The sequence below is a fragment of the Halobacterium sp. DL1 genome (assembly GCA_000230955.3).
In the GTDB taxonomy this organism is placed as follows: domain Archaea; phylum Halobacteriota; class Halobacteria; order Halobacteriales; family Halobacteriaceae; genus Halobacterium.
In genome coordinates, this window is sequence record CP007060.1 from 174,983 (window position 1) to 193,179 (window position 18,197).

The following is an 18,197-nucleotide window of genomic DNA, read 5'->3' on the forward strand; positions in this document are numbered from 1 at the left end:
AGAAATAATGTTCGACGTTTCGAGCGAGGAGATCACCGAGGGGTCGCTGTCGCGGGCGCTCGCCATCCTCGCCGCTCCCCTGGTGGCCCAGCAGGTCGTCGTCGCCCTCGGTTCGGTCGTGGACATCTTCTGGCTCGGCAGACTGAACGAGTCGGCCGTCGCCGCGGTCGGCCTGGTCATCCCGGTGACCGGCCTCCTCGTCCTGCCCGTACTGCTCGTCTACAAGGGTGGCCAGATACTGACCTCTCAGAGCGTCGGCGCGGACGAACGCCGGCGCGCCACCCGCATCCCCGTCCAGGCGGCGCTCCTCGGCCCACTGGTCGCACTCGTGATTGCGGGCGCGACGGTCCTCGCTGCGCCGTCGGTCGTCGACCTGCTCGGCGCGGACGGAGAGACCTACGCGTACGCGGTCACGTACCTCTCGACGTACGTCTTCGCCTACGTGCCGATGGCCGTCAGCGACGGCCTTGAAGGCGGGTTCATCGGCTGGGGGGACTCGGGAACGGCGTTCGCGCTGAACGCCACGAGCATCGTCGTCAACGTCGTCCTCGACCCGCTCCTCATCTTCGGCTACGGACCGTTCCCCGAGTGGGGGGTGTTCGGCGCCGCCGTCGCCAGCGTCACCGGTCTCACGGTCAGCGCGGTGCTCGCCGTCGCCATCGCGGCGAGCGGCCGCCGCCAGTTCTCCGTCTCGCGTGACGCGCTGGCCGTCAGGGCGGACGTCCTTCGGGACATCCTCTCGGTCGGCGCCCCGGTCGCGATGCAGAGCGTCGGCCGGCAGGCCGCCCGCCTCGGCATGGTCGCTATCATCTCCATCGCCGGGTCGACGGCAGCGCTCGCCGCCTACAACGTCGGCGCCCAGCTCGCGACGCTCGCGTTCGTGCCCGCGGGTGGCCTCGCCGGTGCCGCCACCACGGTTGTCGGCCAGAACCTCGGCGCCGACCGGCCCGGTCGTGCGAGCCGGGCGACGTGGCTCAGCACCGGGTTCGTGGTCGTCGCGCTGCTCGGACTCGGCGTCCTGCAGTGGCTGTTCCCCACGCTCATCGCGGAGACGTTCGCCCCCGCCCTCGGCGAGGAGGCGTTCGGTCTCACCGTCGACTACCTCCAGATTCTCGCGGTCGGCTACTGGGCGCTCGGCGCCATCTACACGCTCGAATCCGGGTTCAACGGCGCGAGTCGAACGAGCGTCAGCATGTACGCGACGCTCGTCCAGTACTGGGCCGTTCGCCTCCCCATCGCGGCGGCCGGCGTGTTCGTCTTCAACTACGGCGTGCTCGCGGCGTTCTGGGGCGTCACGATATCGAACGTCGCGGCGGCCCTCGGCCTCGGTCTCTACTTCTGGTACTCGACGGACCAAGGTCTGCTGGAGCGGGCAGCGTCGACGGCCGCGGCGGACTGACCAGTTCGCTGTCGCCGTTCGAGCGTTCCGTTGTCCTCCAGTCGTCGGACAGCGCGGCTCGCGGTTCACTTCGTTCACCGCTCGCTCGGAACGTGGCCTCCCTACGGTCGGCCACGCGGCGCACTAGAAACGCCTATCCGAGCGGCCCTCTTCCCACGCCCTGATGGAGGTTGCCGAGGTCGTTCCACAGTTCGCCGAGGCGTTCCCCTTCGACGAGTTCAACGAGATGCAACGCGAGGCGGTCCCCGCGCTGCTGGAGTCGGACGCCAACGTCGTGGCGTCGGCGCCCACCGGTTCGGGGAAGACCGCGCTCGCGGAACTCGCCATCTGCCAGACCCTCGAGGCCGGCGGCACGGCGCTGTTCGTCGCGCCGCTGCGCGCGCTCACCAACGAGAAGGAGGCGGAGTGGGACCGCTTCGAGGAACTCGGCTACTCGGTGTACGTCGTCACGGGCGAGCGCGACCTGAACCCGCGGCGCGCCGAACGCGCGGACGTTCTCGTGATGACACCGGAGAAGGCCGACTCCGCGACCCGGAAACACGACTCGCCGCGCTACTCGTTCGTGACGGACGTCGACTGCGTGGTCATCGACGAGGTTCACCTGCTGGACTCGGAGAAGCGCGGGAGCGTCCTGGAGGTCGTGGTCTCGCGGCTCCGCCGGCTCTGCGACCCGCGCGTGGTCGCGCTGTCGGCGACGATGCCGAACATCGGCGACGTCGCGGCGTGGCTCGACGCCACCCCCGAGACCACCTTCGAGTTCGGCGACGAGTACCGCCCCGTGGACCTGCACGCGGGCGTACGGACGTACACCCACGGCGACAACCCGTTCGCGGACAAATACCGCCGGCTGTTCACCGCCCTGGACCTCGCGGAGCCACACCTCCGTGAGGACGGGCAGGCGCTCGTCTTCGTCTCCTCGCGGCAGGACACCGTACAGGCGGCGAAGAAGACCAGGGACGAGATCGGCGAGCGCGACATCCCGGTCAGCTCCCGTGGGGACTACGAGTTCCACACCGAGGCCGAGGACCTCGACAACTCGACGCTCCGGAAGAGCGTGCTCGACGGCGTCGCGTTCCACCACGCCGGCCTCTCGACCCACGACAAGAACCTCGTCGAGCGGTGGTTCCGCGAGGGGAAGATACGCGTCCTCTTCTCGACGTCGACGCTCGCGTGGGGCGTGAACCTCCCCGCCAGGTGCGTCGTCATCCGGGACACGAAGCTCCACGACCCCCTGGAGGGCGAGGTGGACATGAGCCCGCTCGACGTCCTCCAGATGCTCGGACGGGCGGGCCGCCCCGGCTACGACGACGTCGGCTACGGCTGGGTGGTCTGTGACGACTCTGACGCCGACAAGTACCGCGCGCTCCTCGAGGAGGGCAAGGAGATCGAGTCCCGCCTCGCGGGCAGCCTCGCGGAACACCTCAACGCCGAGATAGCGATGGGCACCATCCGCGGCCTCGGCGACGTGATGGACTGGCTGGAGACCACGTTCTACTACCAGCGCGCGCAGTCCGCGCCGGAGCAGTACGACTTCCCGAATCTCCGGGAGCGCGTCCGGGACACCCTCGACTCGCTCGTCGCGGACGGGTTCGTCGAGACCGACGAGGACCTCGGCCTGTCGGCCACGCGACTCGGCGTGCTCGCCTCGACGTACTACCTCCGCCTCGACACCGCCCGCGAGTTCCGCGAGGTCGCCGACGAGGCGGCGGACGCCGACAGTATCTTGCGCGCCGTCGCCAACGCTGGCGAGTTCGACAGTGTGAGTGCGAGACAGTCCGAGCGCGACGCCATCGACCGTGTACTGGGCGCCACGGGCGAGGAGATGGAGTCCGGCCCGCGAAAGGTGTACGCCATCCTGCGCGGGAGCATGGACGGCAGCGTCCCGGGCGAACTGCGCTCGGACGCCTGGGTCATCCGGCAGAACGCGCTTCGCCTGCTCGCCGCGCTCGGCGCGTTCTTCGAGCGCTACGACGACCCCCACGGCGCGAACGTCGCGGCCCGCCTCGAGGCCCGCATCGACAACGGCGTGCCAGAGGTCGCGGTGGGCCTCACCGCCCTCGACGGGGTGGCCGCCGGCCGCGCGCACAAACTCCACGACGAGGGCATCGACACCCCCGCGGACGTCTGCGAGGCGGGCGTCGACGGCCTCGTGGACGCGGGCCTCTCCGCCGGCGTCGCCGAGAGCGTCTACGAGCAGGCCAGGGGGATGCCCGCTGTCACGGTGGACTGGGGGGACTTCCCCGACAGCATCGCCGTCGGCGAGAACGAGATGTGCGAGGTTGTCGTGCGCAACAGCGGCGGCGGCGCGGCCGCGGGCGTCCGCGTCACCGTCAACGGCGTCGAGATGACCGAGCGCTCGGGCTACCTCGACGACGCGCTGCGCGCGCCCGTCGGCGTCTTCGGGGCGAACGCAGACGCCCTCGAGTTCGAGGTAACCGTCTCCTTCTCGGAATTACCGCTGCTCCCCGTCACAGACACGCGTACCGTGCGCGTCGAGTAGGGCGGCCGTCGCTCACCGCTACGACCGGAACTCCTTGGCGACGACCGGGAACACCTGCCGGCTGACGACGACGACGACGATGAGCATGATGGGTCCGAAGAAGACGCCCCACCAGCCGAAGGCGATGGACCCGATGACGTACGCGAGCATCACCAGCCCCATGTTCAGGTCGCCCGCGGAGAAGTACGACCGCAGGAAGATGTCGGGGACGATGTCGACGAGCACCTGCGTGAGCACGAGGAAGGTGATTGGGAACCAGAGTGGACCGCCGGTGAAGTACGTGACGACGAAGAGGTACGCCGCCAGCGGGTAGTAGACGACCTTGATACCGATGCCGGGAACGATGGTGCCGACGCCGGTGAGGAGACCGAGCAGGAAGGGGTACGGCACGGAGACGTCCTGGGGGGCGATGAGGTCCATGCCGTTGTAGACGACGAGCGCTATCGTGCCCAGGGCCACGATGCTGATGAAGTTCCCGACGAAGAGGGTCTCGAGGTGGTCGTCGGCGTCCTCTAGGACGGACACCACGAGGGCGTCCTCGCCGACGCTCTCCCGGAACCAGCCGGCCAGTTTGTGGTCGTCGCGCAGCAGGTAGAAGAGGAACACCAGCATCAGGAACACCCGGACGCCGATGAAGAACACGAGGCCAGCGGCGGTCGTGACCCGGCCGAGCGCCCCGGACAACAGGTTCCGGAGCTGCTGGTCGAACACCTCCTGTGGGTTCTGCCGTATCCGCTCGAAGAGGGCCTCTGGACTGGACTGCGCCAGGTCGATGTACGGCTGCAACAGCGGCCTGTACTGCTCCAGTTGCGCGTGCGTGAGGATGTCGCTGATCTCCTTGAACGCGGTCCACGCCGCGTAGCCGACGATGAGCAACACCGGGAGCAACACCACCAGCAGGGTGGCCGTGACCGCGACGTTGGGGTGCTCGGTTCGGTCCTCCAGCCAGGCGTACACCTGCCGCATCGCGTAGTACACCCAGACGGCGAAGACGAGCGCCCCGAACACCGGCTCGACCACAGTGACGAGGAAGAAGACCAGGGCGAGAATGACGAGGATCCAGCCGACGGTGCGCCACGACTCCTCTCGCGGGAGGTCCATGGTTCTAATTGGGTCTACCGCTGGAAAAGCGTCGGGGCAGTAACCCGTCGTGGGCCCGAAGTTCAAGTACGAGAGCGCGACCAACCCGGCCCATGCAGGACGCCATCCGCGTGCTCGCAGGCGAGTGTGCCGTGCGCTACGAAGTGGGCGGCGAGACGGAACGCAACCTCCGCGGCGACGTGGTCGTCATCGTGAAACCCGACGACACCGTCCTCGTCCACGACGCCGACGGCTACCAGCCGGCGGCCTGGCTCACTCGCCCGGGCGTCGTCCGCTACACCCGCGACGCCCGCGGGTTCCGCCTCGACGCCGCCGACGGCGACGAGCGCCTCGTCGTCGAGAGCGCGACCGAACACGGCGACGCCCACTACCCCGCCTCGCCCGCCGGCCCGCCCGTCGGGTCCTGTGAGTGCGAGGGCACGCTCGTCCGGGACGGCGGCCGCGTGGTCTGCGTGGACTGCCGCGCGGACTACCCCATCCCCCGGGACGCCGCCGTCACCGGCGAGACCTGTCCGGACTGCGGGCTCCCCCTGCTGCGCGTGGCCCGCGGCGTCGAGGTGACGGCCTGTCTCGACCGGGACTGCCGTCCCATCGCGGCCGCGGTCAGGGAGGTCGTCGACGGCGAGTGGACCTGCCGCTGCGGCGAGCCACTCGGTATCGAGACGAACCGCGGCCTCCACGCCGTCTGCGAGGACTGCGGCGAGCGCCACCGCCTCCCGCGGGGCAGCGCAGACGGGGCGTGTGATTGTGGCCTCCCCGCGTTCGACACCGGCGACGGCTCGCGGTGTCTCGACGCCGAGTGCACGGCGGCGCTGCAGTCGGCGTGAGCTCGACCGCGAGGCGCGAACCCCGCGTCACCGCCGCACCTGGGCGGCCTCGACGAGGTCGGGGACCACCTCCTCGCCGACGTTGAGCGCGACGACGAGCAGGATGGGGCCGAGGAACACGCCCGCCCACCCGAAGGTGAGCGCGCCGAGGACGTACGCGAACATGATGAGTCCCATGTGGAGGCGCCCCGAGGAGAGGTACGGCCGGAGCACGAGGTCCGGGAGCACGTCGACGATGAGCGCCGACACGACGAGGAAGACGGGCGCGAACCACAGCGGCCCGTTCGAGGTCCAGGCGAGCACGAAGATGGCGCCCGCCAGCGGGTAGTAGACGATCTGAATGCCGATGGCGGGGACGAGCGTCGCCAGCCCCGTGAGCATCCCGAACAGGAACGGGTAGGGGACGCCCGTTCCCGCGGGCGCGAGGAAGTCCAGCACGAGGTAGGTGGTGATGGCGAGCACGCCGACGACGCCGATGGTGATGACGTTCCCCACGAACACCGTCTCCAGGTCGTCGTCCGCCCGCTCGAGGACCGTCACGGCCTCGCTGTCCCGGCCGAACGTCTCCCGGACCCAGTCGCCGAGTCGGTAGTCGTCCCGCAGGAGGTAGAACGCGAACGCGAACGCCAGGAAGACGCGGACGACGACGGCGAACGTCTCGCCGGCGATGACGCCCGCCGACCCCAGCGCGGCGATGAGCAGCTGTCTCGTGCGCTCGTCGAGCGCGCTCACCGGGTCCGCGCGTATCGACTCGTAGAACGCCTGGGGGTCCTCGATGTTGGCCGCATCGAGGGCCTCGGACAGCCACGGGAACCCGCCGTTCGAGAGGGTCGCCAGTTCGCCGAGCGCCACCGCCGCCGCGTAGGCGGCCACGAGAAGCGCCGGGACGACGAACGCCAGCAGGGTGAGGAACGTCGCCACGGAGGCGTGGTCGAAGATGTCTTCGAGGTGGCGCTCGAGTCGCCGCGTCGCGTAGTAGATGAACAGCCCAAAGGCGAACGCCCCGAGGACGGTCCGCAGCCCCTGCCACAGCAACAGCGCGAGCACTAGGACGACGACGACCCAGAGGACCGTCCGCGTTCCTTCCGGAGACTCGAACTTCATGCCCTCACAATCGTGTTCCGCCGGGAAATGTCTCCGCCCTAACGTTCGACACTGCGGCCGCGACCGACGCGCCTATGCCGGACGGGGCGCCACCTCGTGACATGGATGGACAGACGACCGACGACGGCGTCAGGGTGGGGGGCGACGCTCGCCAGCGCTTCCACGACGCGCGCGGCTACGGCCACCCGCTCGACGGCAACGACGTCGCGCTGTCCAACGTCGAGGCCGCTCATCTGCTGTTCCGGGGCGACCTGGCGTCGATCGACGGGATGGACTTCCGGACGTTCCTCGCCGACCGCGAACCCGGGTTCGGTGCGCGCTTCCTCGTCTACGCGGACCTCCGGGACCGCGGGTTCTACCTCGCGCCCGACCGCGAACCGTGGTGGCACGACCCCGGCGACGGCGACTTCGTCGTGTTCCCCCGCGGGAAGGGGCCGGACGACGGCGAGGTGAAACACCGCGTCCGCGTGGTTGACGAGCGCACCGTCGTCCCGAGTGCGGGCCTCGCGGACGTCGTGCTCGCGGTGGTCGACGAGGAGAGCGAGATAACGTACCTCGACGTGGCGGCGACCGAGCCGGCGGGCGAGACGGAGTTCGACCCGCCGACCGACGTCGAGGGCGTGCTGCTGGAGACCCGCGTGCTCGTCTGGGACCCGCCAGCGGAACTCCACGACCGGGGGTTCTACGGCCAGCCCCTCGGTGGGCGCGCCGCGGAGTACGACGCGCTCCAGCTATCGCTGCTCGAGGCCGCCTACCTCGCTGCGTCGGGCGCGCTCGTCCTCGGGGACGGCGCGGGCGTCGAGCAGATTGTCGAGCGCGGGCGGGCCGTCGAGGGCGAGCGCTTCGACCGCCGCCTCCGCGTCTACCGCGCGTTCCGGGACCGCGGTATGGTGCCCAAGACCGGCTTCAAGTTCGGCGCCGACTTCCGCGTCTACGCTGACGTCGAGTCCGTCGACGAACTCGGGCACTCCGAGCTGCTCGTGCGGACGCTGCCCGCCGACCACGAGTTCGCGCCGCGGGACCTCTCCCTGGACGTGCGCCTCGCCCACGGGGTCCGGAAGCGAATGGTTTTTGCGCTGGAGTCCGCCAGTGAGGACACGATTCGGTGGCTCGCCGTGAGCCGACTCACTCCCTGATACTATGACTGACACAGACGACGACACGGACGCCGGCGAGGCCGCGCCGGGCGCGGACAGCGTCGCGCTCGACCCGTGGGGCTCCTCGACGGTCTCCGACTACCGCAAGCTCTTCGAGGAGTTCGGCATCGAGTCATTCGAGGACGTCATCGACGAGGTGCCCGACCCCCACTTCCTGATGCGGCGGGCCATCATCTTCGGCCACCGCGACTACCGCCCCGTTCTGGAGGCGATGCGCGACGACGAGCCGTTCGCCGCGCTCTCCGGGTTCATGCCGACGGGCGACCCCCACATCGGCCACAAGATGGTGTTCGACGAGCTCATCTGGCACCAGCAGCAGGGCGCCGACACCTACGCGCTCATCGCGGACCTCGAGGCCCACGCCGCCCGCGGACTGACGTGGGACGAGATCGACGACCACGCCGAGGACTACCTCCTCTCGCTCCTCGCGCTCGGTTTCGACGCCGACGAGGGAACGCTCTACCGGCAGTCCGCGAACCGCGAACTTCAGGACCTCGCGTTCGAACTCGGTGCGGAGGCGAACTTCTCGGAGTTCGAGGCCATCTACGGCTTCGACGGCGAGACTGACGTCTCCCACATGCAGAGCGTCGTCACCCAGATGGCGGACATCCTCTACCCGCAACTCAGCGAGCCGAAACCCACGGTCATCCCGGTCGGCCCCGACCAGGACCCCCACATGCGCCTCGCCCGCGACATCGCGGAGCGCACGCGATTTTTCAAGGTGACCGAGGCGTACGCGAGCGTCGCGTTCGACGACGACGAGCGCCCGCTGGTCGCCGCCGCCTACGACGCCCGCGAGCAGTACGCCGAGGACGCCGACTCGCCGCGCTGCACGGAGGCCGCCGACTGGCTCCGCGACAGCGCGGTGGCGGGGGAGTTCGACGGTGAGACGGTCGACTCGGTCGTCGAGAAACTGGAGAACGCCGGGATGGAGCCGCTGCGCCCCCGCGTGCGCTTCTTCGACCGGCAGGCCACCGACGAGGCCTTCGAGGCGCTCATCGACGCGATCGCCGGCGAGAAGCGCGTCTTCGAGGGGCACGTCGACGCCTTCGAGATGGACCACGAGACCGCCGAGGACCTCGCGCTCGGGGTCGAGGTCGACCACGGCGGCTACGGCTTCGTGCCGCCGTCCTCGGTCTACCACCGCTTCATGACCGGGCTCACTGGCGGGAAGATGTCCTCCTCGGTTCCGGCGAGCCACATCAGCCTGCTCGACGACCCCGAGGCGGGCTACGACAAGGTGAAGTCCGCGACGACGGGCGGCCGCGAGACCGCGGAGAAGCAGCGAGAACTCGGCGGCGAGGCCGACGACTGCCCCGTCTACGAACTGTACGCCTACCTGCTCGCTGGCGACGACGACGAGTTCGCCGAGCGCGTCTACGACGAGTGCGTCGGCGGCGAACGGCTCTGTGGGGACTGCAAGGAGGAGGCCGCCCAGCTGATGGAGGAGTTCCTCGCCGACCACCAGGAGAAACGCGAGGAAGCCCGCGAGGTGCTCGACGACCTGGACGTCGTGCTGGACTCCCAGCGACCGTAGGCTGTTCTGGTCGTTCACCTCTCATTGCGGTGCACGCCTGGGATTTTCCTCGAAAGCCCCGGTCGTCTCGACTCGGGGGTCTCGCTGCGCGCGCTCGCTTCGCTCGCATGCTTGCATCGCCCGCCGTCGTCGAGACGACCGCCCCTTCCAGTCCCATCCGTGGTAGTTGTCCGACCGGCATCGGCTGACTGGGTGCGAACAGGCTGATGCACGGGAGTCGCCGGGTGACACAACGCTTTTACTCGGCCGTGCCATGCTCTCGCACATGGCGTCCGAACCCTACGCCGGATGTGTGACCCACGAGCGAGCCGCTGCTCCGGGGTTCGGCTTCTTCTTCGCCTGAGCGGGTAGGTGGAGGCCGCAGCGGGGTGGGAACCTCGCCGCGGCTGAACCCGCCCGTTCGGGCTCGGTTCGGAACGGATAACTGACTGCCACACACGCCTACGCACAATGAAACTGCCAGCACAGCAGGCCGCGGTGCTCGAAGCGGCGAGCGCCGACGAGCCACGACGAATCGACGACCTCGCGGCTGACCTCGGTGAACCGCCGGAGACGGTCACGGGCGCGGCGTTCGAACTCGCGGACGCCGGCCTCGTGGACGTCACCGAGGAGACAGCCGACGAGGTCGAACTGACCGACGAGGGCCGCGAGTACGCCGACACGGGCCTCCCCGAGGTGCGCCTGTACGAGGCCGCCCTCGACGCGGGCGCCGACGACGAACCCGTCCAGATGGGCCAGGTCATCGGCGCGTCGGGCCTCGAGGGCCCGCAGGTGGACATCGCGCTCTCGAACTACGCCCGGAAGGGGTACGGCGCCATCGAATCGGGCGCGCTCGCCGCAGACCCGAGCGCCGACCCCGAGGACGACGCCGAAGCAGTGGCGCTCCGCGCGCTCGCCGACGACGAATCGGTCCCCGGGGACGCCCCGCTCGACCAGCTCGAGCGCCGCGACCTCGTGGTGCGCCGCGAGCGCACCGTCCGCTCCGTCCAGTTGACCGAGGCGGGCGTCACGGAACTGATGGCGGGCGTCGAGGCCAGCGACGCGGTGGGCCAGCTCACGCCCGAGCTGCTCGCGTCGGGCGACTGGCGGGACGCCGAGTTCGCCGACTACAACGTGGAGGCCGACGCCGCCGAACACACGCCGGGGAAGGTCCACGTGCTCCGGCAGGCAGCCGAGCGCGTCGAGGAAGTGCTGGTCGGGATGGGGTTCCAGGAGATGGAAGGGCCGCACGTCGACGCGGACTTCTACATCAACGACTGTCTGTTCATGCCCCAGGACCACCCGGCGCGCAACCACTGGGACCGCTTCGCGCTGTCGAACCCCGAGAAGATCGAGGACCTGCCCGCGGACCTCGTCGACCGCGTCGAGCGCGCACACCGCGAGGGCGTCGGGCCGGACGGCGACGGCTACCACTCGCCGTGGGACGAGGACTTCGCGCGTGCGCTCGCGCTCCGCGGGCACACGACGAGCCTCACCGCTCGCTACCTCTCCGGCGTCGCCGGCGAGGATATCGAGCCCCCGCAGCGCTACTTCAGCGTCGAGAAGGCCTACCGGAACGACACGCTGGACGCCACCCACCTCCTGGAGTTCTTCCAGATCGAGGGCTGGGTGATGGCCGAGGACCTCTCGGTTCGGGACCTGATGGGGACGTTCCGGGAGTTCTACAGCCAGTTCGGTATCACCGACCTCGAATTCAAGCCGACGTACAACCCCTACACGGAGCCCAGCTTCGAACTGTTCGGCCGACACCCGGAGACCGGTGAACTCATCGAGATCGGGAACTCCGGCATCTTCCGGCCGGAGATGCTCGAACCCCTGGGTGTGGAGGCCGACGTGATGGCGTGGGGGCTCGCCCTCGAGCGACTACTGATGCTTGTCACTGGCTTCGAGGACATCCGGGACGTCCACGGGACGCTGTGTGACCTCGAATTCCTGCGGGACGCGGAGGTGGTGTACTGATGCCCGTCGTCGACGTCGACCCCGACGAACTCCGCACGCTCACCGGCCACACCGGGAAGAGCGACGACGAACTCAAGGACGACCTCTTCGGCCTCGGCATCGAGTACGAGGGCGAGACCGAGGACGGCGAGTTCAAACTGGAGTTCGAGGCCGACCGCCTCGATCGCCTCTCCGTGGAGGGCATCGCGCGCAGCCTCCGCTACCACTACGGCGACACCCGGGGCGTCTACGTCCCCGACACCAACAGCGCCGAGTGGACCATCGAGGTCGAAGACGTGCCCGAGGAACGGCCGTACGTCACCGGCGCCGTCGTCCGCGGCGTGGACCTCGACGAGGACGCTCTCGACTCCCTCATCCAGCTCCAGGAGAAGCTCCACGCGACGATGGGCCGCAAGCGCGCGAAGGGCGCCATCGGCATCCACGACCTGACGATGCTGAAAGGCGAGTCCCAGACCGACGAGGGCGGCCCCGAGCGCTCCATCACGTACACGGGCATCGGCCCGGACGAGGACACGTTCGTCCCGCTCGACGACGACGCCGAGCGCACGCCCGGCGAGGTGCTCACGGAACACCCGACCGGCGAGCAGTACGCCGACCTGCTCGCCGAGTACGAGTCGTTCCCCGCCATCTACGACGACATCGGGCTGTTCAGCTTCCCGCCAGTCATCAACGGCCGCCGGACGGAGGTGTCCACCGAGTCCCGCGAACTGTTCGTGGAACTGACGGGCACCGACCAGTGGACCATCGACCGGATGTGCGCCATCGTCTGCTACGCGCTCGACGCCCGCGGCGCCACCGTCGAGGACGTCACCGTCGAGTACCCCGACCGGGAACTCGTCCGGCCGGACTTCGAGGTGCGGGAGAAGCGCGTCGGCCACGACCGCATCGAGACGCTGCTCGGCATCGACCTCGCGTCCGACGACGTGGTCGACCTCGCGGAGCGCGCCGGTCTGGACGCCGAACCGGTTGGCGAGGAGTACCGCGTCGAGATTCCGCCGTACCGCGTCGACGTGCTCCACCCGGTGGACGTCGTCGACGACGTCGGCCGCGCGTACGGGTTCAACGAACTCGTCCCGCGCTACCCCGACGTGAGCACCATCGGTGGCCGCACCGAGGAGTCGCGCCTCGAGTCCGCCGCCCGCCAGGCCCTCGTCGGCGCCGGCTTCGAGGACCTCCTGAACTTCAACATGACCAGCGAGGCCGAGAACTTCGAGAGCATGCGGATCTCGCCCGGGTCCGGCGACTCCGTCGTCGGCGCCGCCGAACCAGCGACCATCTCCGAACCGTACAGCGAGGACTTCACCATCCTCCGCACGTGGGCGCTGCCGTCGCTCGCGACCGTGCTGGAGAACAACACCCATCGGTCGTACCCCCAGAACCTCGCGGAGATCGGGTTCGCCGCGCACGTCGACGACAGCGAGGAGACAGGCGTCGCCGAGCGCCGCACCGTCGCCGCCGCCCTCGCGGACCACGACGCCTCCTACGAGGACGCGAAGGCACGCCTGCAGGCGCTCTGCGACGAGTTCCACGTCGACCTGGAGACGCCGCCGACCGACCACCCCTCGTTCATCGACGGTCGCACCGCGAGCGTGGTGGTCGACGGTGAGAATGTCGGGGTCATCGGCGAACTCCACCCCGCGGTCATCGTCGACCACGACGTCGAGGTGCCGGTCGCCGGCTTCGAGTTCGAACTCGACGCGCTGCGCTGACTGCGACCGTCTCTACGCCGCGATTCGCTTCTCGTACTGGTACCGGTTGCAGTCGAACTCGTCGTCACGAACGGTGTCGACGCGCTCGAACCCCCGTGCCTCGTAGAACGCGACGGCGTCCTCGTTCGGTGCCACGACCGACAGCCGCAATCGGGTCCTCCCACGCTCAGCGGCCGCCGCCTCCGCGCGCTCCAGCAGCGCCGTTCCGACACCGTCGCCGTGCGCGTCGGGAGCAACGTAGATGCGGTAGAGGACCGCCGTCTCGTCGCCGTCCAGTGTCGTCTCCGCGAACCCGATGACTTCGTCCGCCCCTTCGGCCACGAACAGGTCCCGGTCAGCCGGCTCGACGTCGTCGGCGACCACCTTCTCGGGGTCGAACCACGCGTTCACGTACTCGGTGACGGTGTCCTCGCCCAGCAGGTCGTCGTACGCCGTGTGCCATGACGCACGCGCGACGGCTTGAATCGCGGCTGCGTCCTCGGCCACCGCCTCCCGAATCTCGAACGAATCGGCCATCTAGTCAGTACTCGCACGACCGAACGCGAAAAATGCTGTGGCGACTACAGGTCTGCGCCGACCGCGTCCTCGACGGAGTCGAAGCCGTCGCGCTCCAGCAAGTCGAGCAGCCCCTCGTTGATGCTCCGTGCGACCGAGGGCCCGCGGTAGACGAGACCGGTGTACAGCTGGACGACCGAGGCGCCCGCGCGGATCTTCTCGTAGGCGTCCTCGGCGGTGAAGACGCCGCCCACGCCGACGACAGGCCGGTCGGTGCGCTCCGCGACGAAGCGCACCTGGTCGGTCGCACGGTCGCGAATCGGTCTCCCGGAGAGGCCACCGCCCTCCGCTGCGTTCGGACTCCGCAGGGAATCGGGACGTTCGGTGGTCGTGTTCGTCGCGACGATCCCGTCCAACCCGAGTTCGTTCACCAGGTCGATGGCGTCCGTCACGGCCTCCCGGTGGAGGTCCGGGGAGAGTTTCACGAGCAGCGGCGCCGCGCCAGCGTCCTGGAGCGCGTCGAGAATCGCCGCCAGCTGTTCCCGGTTCTGGAGTTCCCGGAGGCCGGGCGTGTTCGGGCTGGAGACGTTCACCACGAAGTAGTCTCCCGCGTCTGCGACGCGCTCGTACGTGTAGCGGTAGTCCTCGGGGGCCTCCTCCAGGGGCGTGACCTTCGACTTCCCCACGTTCACGCCGAGGGGGACGTCCGGGAGCGTCGCCCCGTCCAGGCGGCGGCCGACAGCGTCCGCGCCGTGGTTGTTGAACCCCATGCGGTTGACCAGCGCCTCGTCCTCGGGGAGGCGGAACAGCCGCGGCCGTGGGTTCCCCGGCTGTCGCTCGGCCGTCACGGCGCCGACCTCGACGTGACCGAAGCCCAGCGCGACGAGTGCACGCGGCGCCTCGGCGTTCTTGTCGAAGCCGGCGGCCAAGCCCACCGGGTTTGCGAACGACTGGCCGAACGCATCGACGGCGAGTCGCTCATCGTGGACGGTGTACTGCTTCGCGTACGCGTGGTGAATGCCTGTGCGCTCGGCGACGCGAAGCAGTCCCATGGTGGCGTCGTGAACGCGCTCGGGTGGGAGACGAAGCAGTGCCGGCTTCAGCAGCTCGTACATCCGGCTCAGAAGTCGTGCTCGACGTCCTCGGGGTCGGCTTTCTGGATGATTATCTTGTCCTCCCTGACGCGAACGAACACTTCGTCGCCGATGCCGAGGCCGGCGACGGAGAGTTCGTCCTCGTGGAGGTTGACGTGGGCGTTGTGATACTCGCCGTCCTCGCCTTTCGCGCCACTCGGACTGAGCTTCTTCTTGCGAACCATCGCGGGTTTCTACGTTGTCCTTCGCCACAGGCCATACTTAAGTTCTTTCGACCACGGGAGCGACGCCCCCCTCCGGCGGGCGTTCCAGCCAGATCACGGCCGTAGGCCGACGCTTTCCCCGAACCACGGAGGAAACCTCATAAATATATCGCCTCAAACGCCGATATATTTATCATGGGGCCTTGTGTTGCCATGGCATGGAGGAAAACCATGGTACGCGAGGACGGTAAGCGCAATTTCGCGCTACGAGAGGCGAACGGTGACGAAACCAGTGTCTTCAGTGGGAACACACCACGACAGGCCGCCCTCAAGGCTGCCCGTCGCCTCGACGGCACAGGCGTCAGCGAGGACGAGGCCGACCGGGAGGATATCCGTCTCCGCGAGAAGGGGACGGACAAAGTCCACATCTACGAAGGCTGGGCGTGGGAGGAAGACGCTCCCGACGACAAGCCGGACTGGATGCCTGGCGACATCACGAAGGCGAACGTATCCAAGCAGGGCATCGAGCACATCGAGGAGTAATCTGCGCGTTCGCCGGTCCCGGCAGACACATTTTGTCCGCGTTCGCGACGCGTAAGCGCTTAGTCACCGACGCGAGTAGTTCGGGCCACGTGGGTACCACTCGGCCCGACCGCACGCACTCGCGCGGGACGACCGGCCGACCTCCGCCCACGTGACACCACGCTGTCGAGCGAATTTCTGGTATGCGGTGGCGTGTCGAAGCGCCTCTGATTCGACGGGGTTTTACGTAACCCACCACTCGGATAGATTGCGAACGACGTGAGGTGGCTCGGTGACCCCGACGCCACTGATTGACGCCTCCGCACCCGTTCGGCGTCGACCGCCTCGCTTCTGGCGAGCCCGGTTCGATGCCCTTAAGTAATAACGGGGCGTTCGGATTAATGCGAACGACAACGAGGTCGCCCGGTTCCCCCGGGCGATTGACGCATGATCCTCTGCCCCGTTTCGGCGACGAACTCGCTCTCACGAGCTGGGTTCGATGCCCTTAAGTAATAATGGGGCGTCGGAGGTAATGCGAACGTCGTCTCGGACCGAGTGTGGTTCGATGGGTTTATACCCGTCTGCGAACTACGTTCAGGTCCGAAGGAATGAGGATTCCACCCCTGCGGTCCGCCGTACAGATGGAATCTGATGTTAGCCTTGATGGTTTGGTGACATCCAACTGGCCACGACGGAGTGTCGTGGTCTTAGGAACACACCTTGTGTTCCCGCCAAACCAGGACTTATTAGTTCTGGTCGCTGGGTTTATCCCAGCACATTCCGGTTGATCCTGCCGGAGGCCATTGCTATCGGAGTCCGATTTAGCCATGCTAGTTGTGCGGGTTTAGACCCGCAGCGGAAAGCTCAGTAACACGTGGCCAAGCTACCCTGTGGACGGGAATAATCTCGGGAAACTGAGGCTAATTCCCAATAACGCTTCACCCCTGGAATGGGTGAAGCCGGAAACGCTACGGCGCCACAGGATGCGGCTGCGGTCGATTAGGTAGACGGTGGGGTAACGGCCCACCGTGCCTATAATCGGTACGGGTTGTGAGAGCAAGAGCCCGGAGACGGTATCTGAGACAAGATACCGGGCCCTACGGGGCGCAGCAGGCGCGAAACCTTTACACTGTACGCAAGTGCGATAAGGGGACTCCGAGTGTGAAGGCATAGAGCCTTCACTTTTGTACACCGTAAGGTGGTGTACGAATAAGAGCTGGGCAAGACCGGTGCCAGCCGCCGCGGTAATACCGGCAGCTCGAGTGATGGCCGATTTTATTGGGCCTAAAGCGTCCGTAGCTGGCCAGGCAAGTCTGTTGGGAAATCTGCGCGCTCAACGCGCAGGCGTCCAGCGGAAACTGCTTGGCTTGGGACCGGAAGACCTGAGGGGTACGTCCGGGGTAGGAGTGAAATCCTGTAATCCTGGACGGACCACCGGTGGCGAAAGCGCCTCAGGAGGACGGATCCGACAGTGAGGGACGAAAGCTAGGGTCTCGAACCGGATTAGATACCCGGGTAGTCCTAGCTGTAAACGATGCCCGCTAGGTGTGGCGCAGGCTACGAGCCTGCGCTGTGCCGTAGGGAAGCCGAGAAGCGGGCCGCCTGGGAAGTACGTCTGCAAGGATGAAACTTAAAGGAATTGGCGGGGGAGCACTACAACCGGAGGAGCCTGCGGTTTAATTGGACTCAACGCCGGACATCTCACCAGCTCCGACAGTAGTAATGACGGTCAGGTTGATGACCTTACCCGATGCTACTGAGAGGAGGTGCATGGCCGCCGTCAGCTCGTACCGTGAGGCGTCCTGTTAAGTCAGGCAACGAGCGAGACCCGCACTCCTAATTGCCAGCAGTACCCTTTGGGTAGCTGGGTACATTAGGGGGACTGCCAGTGCCAAACTGGAGGAAGGAACGGGCAACGGTAGGTCAGTATGCCCCGAATGAGCTGGGCAACACGCGGGCTACAATGGTCGAGACAATGGGAAGCCACTCCGAGAGGAGGCGCTAATCTCCTAAACTCGATCGTAGTTCGGATTGAGGGCTGAAACTCGCCCTCATGAAGCTGGATTCGGTAGTAATCGCGTGTCAGCAGCGCGCGGTGAATACGTCCCTGCTCCTTGCACACACCGCCCGTCAAATCACCCGAGTGGGGTTCGGATGAGGCCAGCATCCGCTGGTCGAATCTGGGCTCCGCAAGGGGGATTAAGTCGTAACAAGGTAGCCGTAGGGGAATCTGCGGCTGGATCACCTCCTAACGTACGGGATTGGGGCGACGCCCCAACCCACATTTCGACGCCGTCGTGACCAGTTGGACACCTACAAACCATCAAGGCTAACGCAACCGCCTCCCACCCGGGAGGTGGGCCCATAGCTCAGTGGTAGAGTGCCTCCTTTGCAAGGAGGATGCCCTGGGTTCGAATCCCAGTGGGTCCATCCCGCTCGGGAGTCAACGTGAACCGTGTCCCTTAAGTGGGAGACGGGGCTACGATGATTCCCGAGAGAAGACTGATGCACCGTCCCGCGAGAGCGAGGATGGGAAGGGTCTATGTACGCTCCTCAGTCACCATGAGGACGTGCGATGACGACCGTGTGT

At 67.6% G+C, this 18,197-nt stretch carries 13 protein-coding genes, 1 tRNA gene and 1 rRNA gene; 10 read left to right on the plus strand and 5 right to left on the minus strand.

Annotated features, from left to right (window positions below; translation table 11 throughout):
* Positions 1-7: 7 nt before the first annotated feature.
* Together HALDL1_02425 and HALDL1_02430 are read left to right on the plus strand one after the other, a co-directional pair.
* Complete coding sequence (locus tag HALDL1_02425; protein ID AHG02608.1) at positions 8-1,399, plus strand: multidrug transporter MATE; 1,392 nt, start codon at positions 8-10, stop codon at positions 1,397-1,399.
* Positions 1,400-1,562: 163 nt separating this feature from the next.
* Positions 1,563-3,899 (plus strand): DEAD/DEAH box helicase, encoded by a 2,337-nt coding sequence (locus HALDL1_02430; GenBank protein ID AHG02609.1) that lies wholly within the window; start codon positions 1,563-1,565, stop codon positions 3,897-3,899.
* Positions 3,900-3,917: 18 nt separating this feature from the next.
* On the opposite strand, the gene HALDL1_02435 is transcribed toward HALDL1_02430, so the two are convergent.
* Positions 3,918-5,000 (minus strand): hypothetical protein, encoded by a 1,083-nt coding sequence (locus HALDL1_02435; GenBank protein AHG02610.1) that lies wholly within the window; start codon positions 4,998-5,000, stop codon positions 3,918-3,920.
* Positions 5,001-5,092: 92 nt separating this feature from the next.
* Here HALDL1_02435 and HALDL1_02440 point away from each other — a divergent pair, with 92 nt between their 5' ends.
* A complete protein-coding gene (locus HALDL1_02440) occupies positions 5,093-5,827 on the plus strand; it encodes a DNA topoisomerase I (protein AHG02611.1) in 735 nt (244 codons plus the stop codon).
* A gap of 27 nt (positions 5,828-5,854) precedes the next feature.
* Here HALDL1_02440 and HALDL1_02445 read toward each other — a convergent pair whose 3' ends face one another.
* The gene (locus tag HALDL1_02445; protein ID AHG05095.1) at positions 5,855-6,931 is read right to left on the minus strand and encodes a hypothetical protein; all 1,077 of its coding nucleotides are present in this window, start codon (positions 6,929-6,931) and stop codon (positions 5,855-5,857) included.
* Positions 6,932-7,032: 101 nt separating this feature from the next.
* Between HALDL1_02445 and HALDL1_02450 the strand changes: the two genes are divergently transcribed.
* The 4 genes from HALDL1_02450 to HALDL1_02465 all read left to right on the plus strand — a co-directional run bounded on the left by HALDL1_02450 (position 7,033) and on the right by HALDL1_02465 (position 13,293).
* A complete protein-coding gene (locus tag HALDL1_02450; protein ID AHG02612.1) occupies positions 7,033-8,067 on the plus strand; it encodes a tRNA splicing endonuclease in 1,035 nt (344 codons plus the stop codon).
* 4 nt (positions 8,068-8,071) lie between these two features.
* Complete coding sequence (locus HALDL1_02455; protein AHG02613.1) at positions 8,072-9,625, plus strand: tryptophanyl-tRNA synthetase; 1,554 nt, start codon at positions 8,072-8,074, stop codon at positions 9,623-9,625.
* A 450-nt stretch (positions 9,626-10,075) separates the two neighbouring features.
* Entirely contained in the window at positions 10,076-11,584 is a 1,509-nt protein-coding gene (locus HALDL1_02460) for a phenylalanyl-tRNA synthetase subunit alpha (protein AHG02614.1), read from the plus strand.
* Entirely contained in the window at positions 11,584-13,293 is a 1,710-nt protein-coding gene (locus tag HALDL1_02465) for a phenylalanyl-tRNA synthetase subunit beta (protein AHG02615.1), read from the plus strand. Before HALDL1_02460 ends, HALDL1_02465 begins: the two co-directional genes overlap by 1 nt.
* A gap of 12 nt (positions 13,294-13,305) precedes the next feature.
* On the opposite strand, the gene HALDL1_02470 is transcribed toward HALDL1_02465, so the two are convergent.
* Genes HALDL1_02470 through HALDL1_02480 form a run of 3 tightly spaced genes read right to left on the minus strand, consistent with a single transcriptional unit; the run spans position 13,306 to position 15,106 of the window.
* Entirely contained in the window at positions 13,306-13,809 is a 504-nt protein-coding gene (locus HALDL1_02470; protein ID AHG02616.1) for a GCN5 family acetyltransferase, read from the minus strand.
* 44 nt (positions 13,810-13,853) lie between these two features.
* A complete protein-coding gene (locus HALDL1_02475; protein ID AHG02617.1) occupies positions 13,854-14,903 on the minus strand; it encodes a dihydroorotate dehydrogenase in 1,050 nt (349 codons plus the stop codon).
* A 5-nt stretch (positions 14,904-14,908) separates the two neighbouring features.
* The gene (locus HALDL1_02480) at positions 14,909-15,106 is read right to left on the minus strand and encodes a hypothetical protein (protein AHG02618.1); all 198 of its coding nucleotides are present in this window, start codon (positions 15,104-15,106) and stop codon (positions 14,909-14,911) included.
* A gap of 210 nt (positions 15,107-15,316) precedes the next feature.
* On the opposite strand from HALDL1_02480, the gene HALDL1_02485 reads away from it, so the two are divergent.
* The 3 genes from HALDL1_02485 to HALDL1_02495 all read left to right on the plus strand — a co-directional run bounded on the left by HALDL1_02485 (position 15,317) and on the right by HALDL1_02495 (position 18,037).
* Positions 15,317-15,628: a nonhistone chromosomal protein gene (locus tag HALDL1_02485; GenBank protein ID AHG02619.1), complete on the plus strand. Its 312-nt coding sequence runs from the start codon at positions 15,317-15,319 to the stop codon at positions 15,626-15,628.
* A 756-nt stretch (positions 15,629-16,384) separates the two neighbouring features.
* Positions 16,385-17,861 (plus strand): 16S ribosomal RNA (locus tag HALDL1_02490).
* A gap of 104 nt (positions 17,862-17,965) precedes the next feature.
* A tRNA-Ala gene (locus HALDL1_02495) sits at positions 17,966-18,037 on the plus strand.
* Positions 18,038-18,197: the final 160 nt, after the last annotated feature.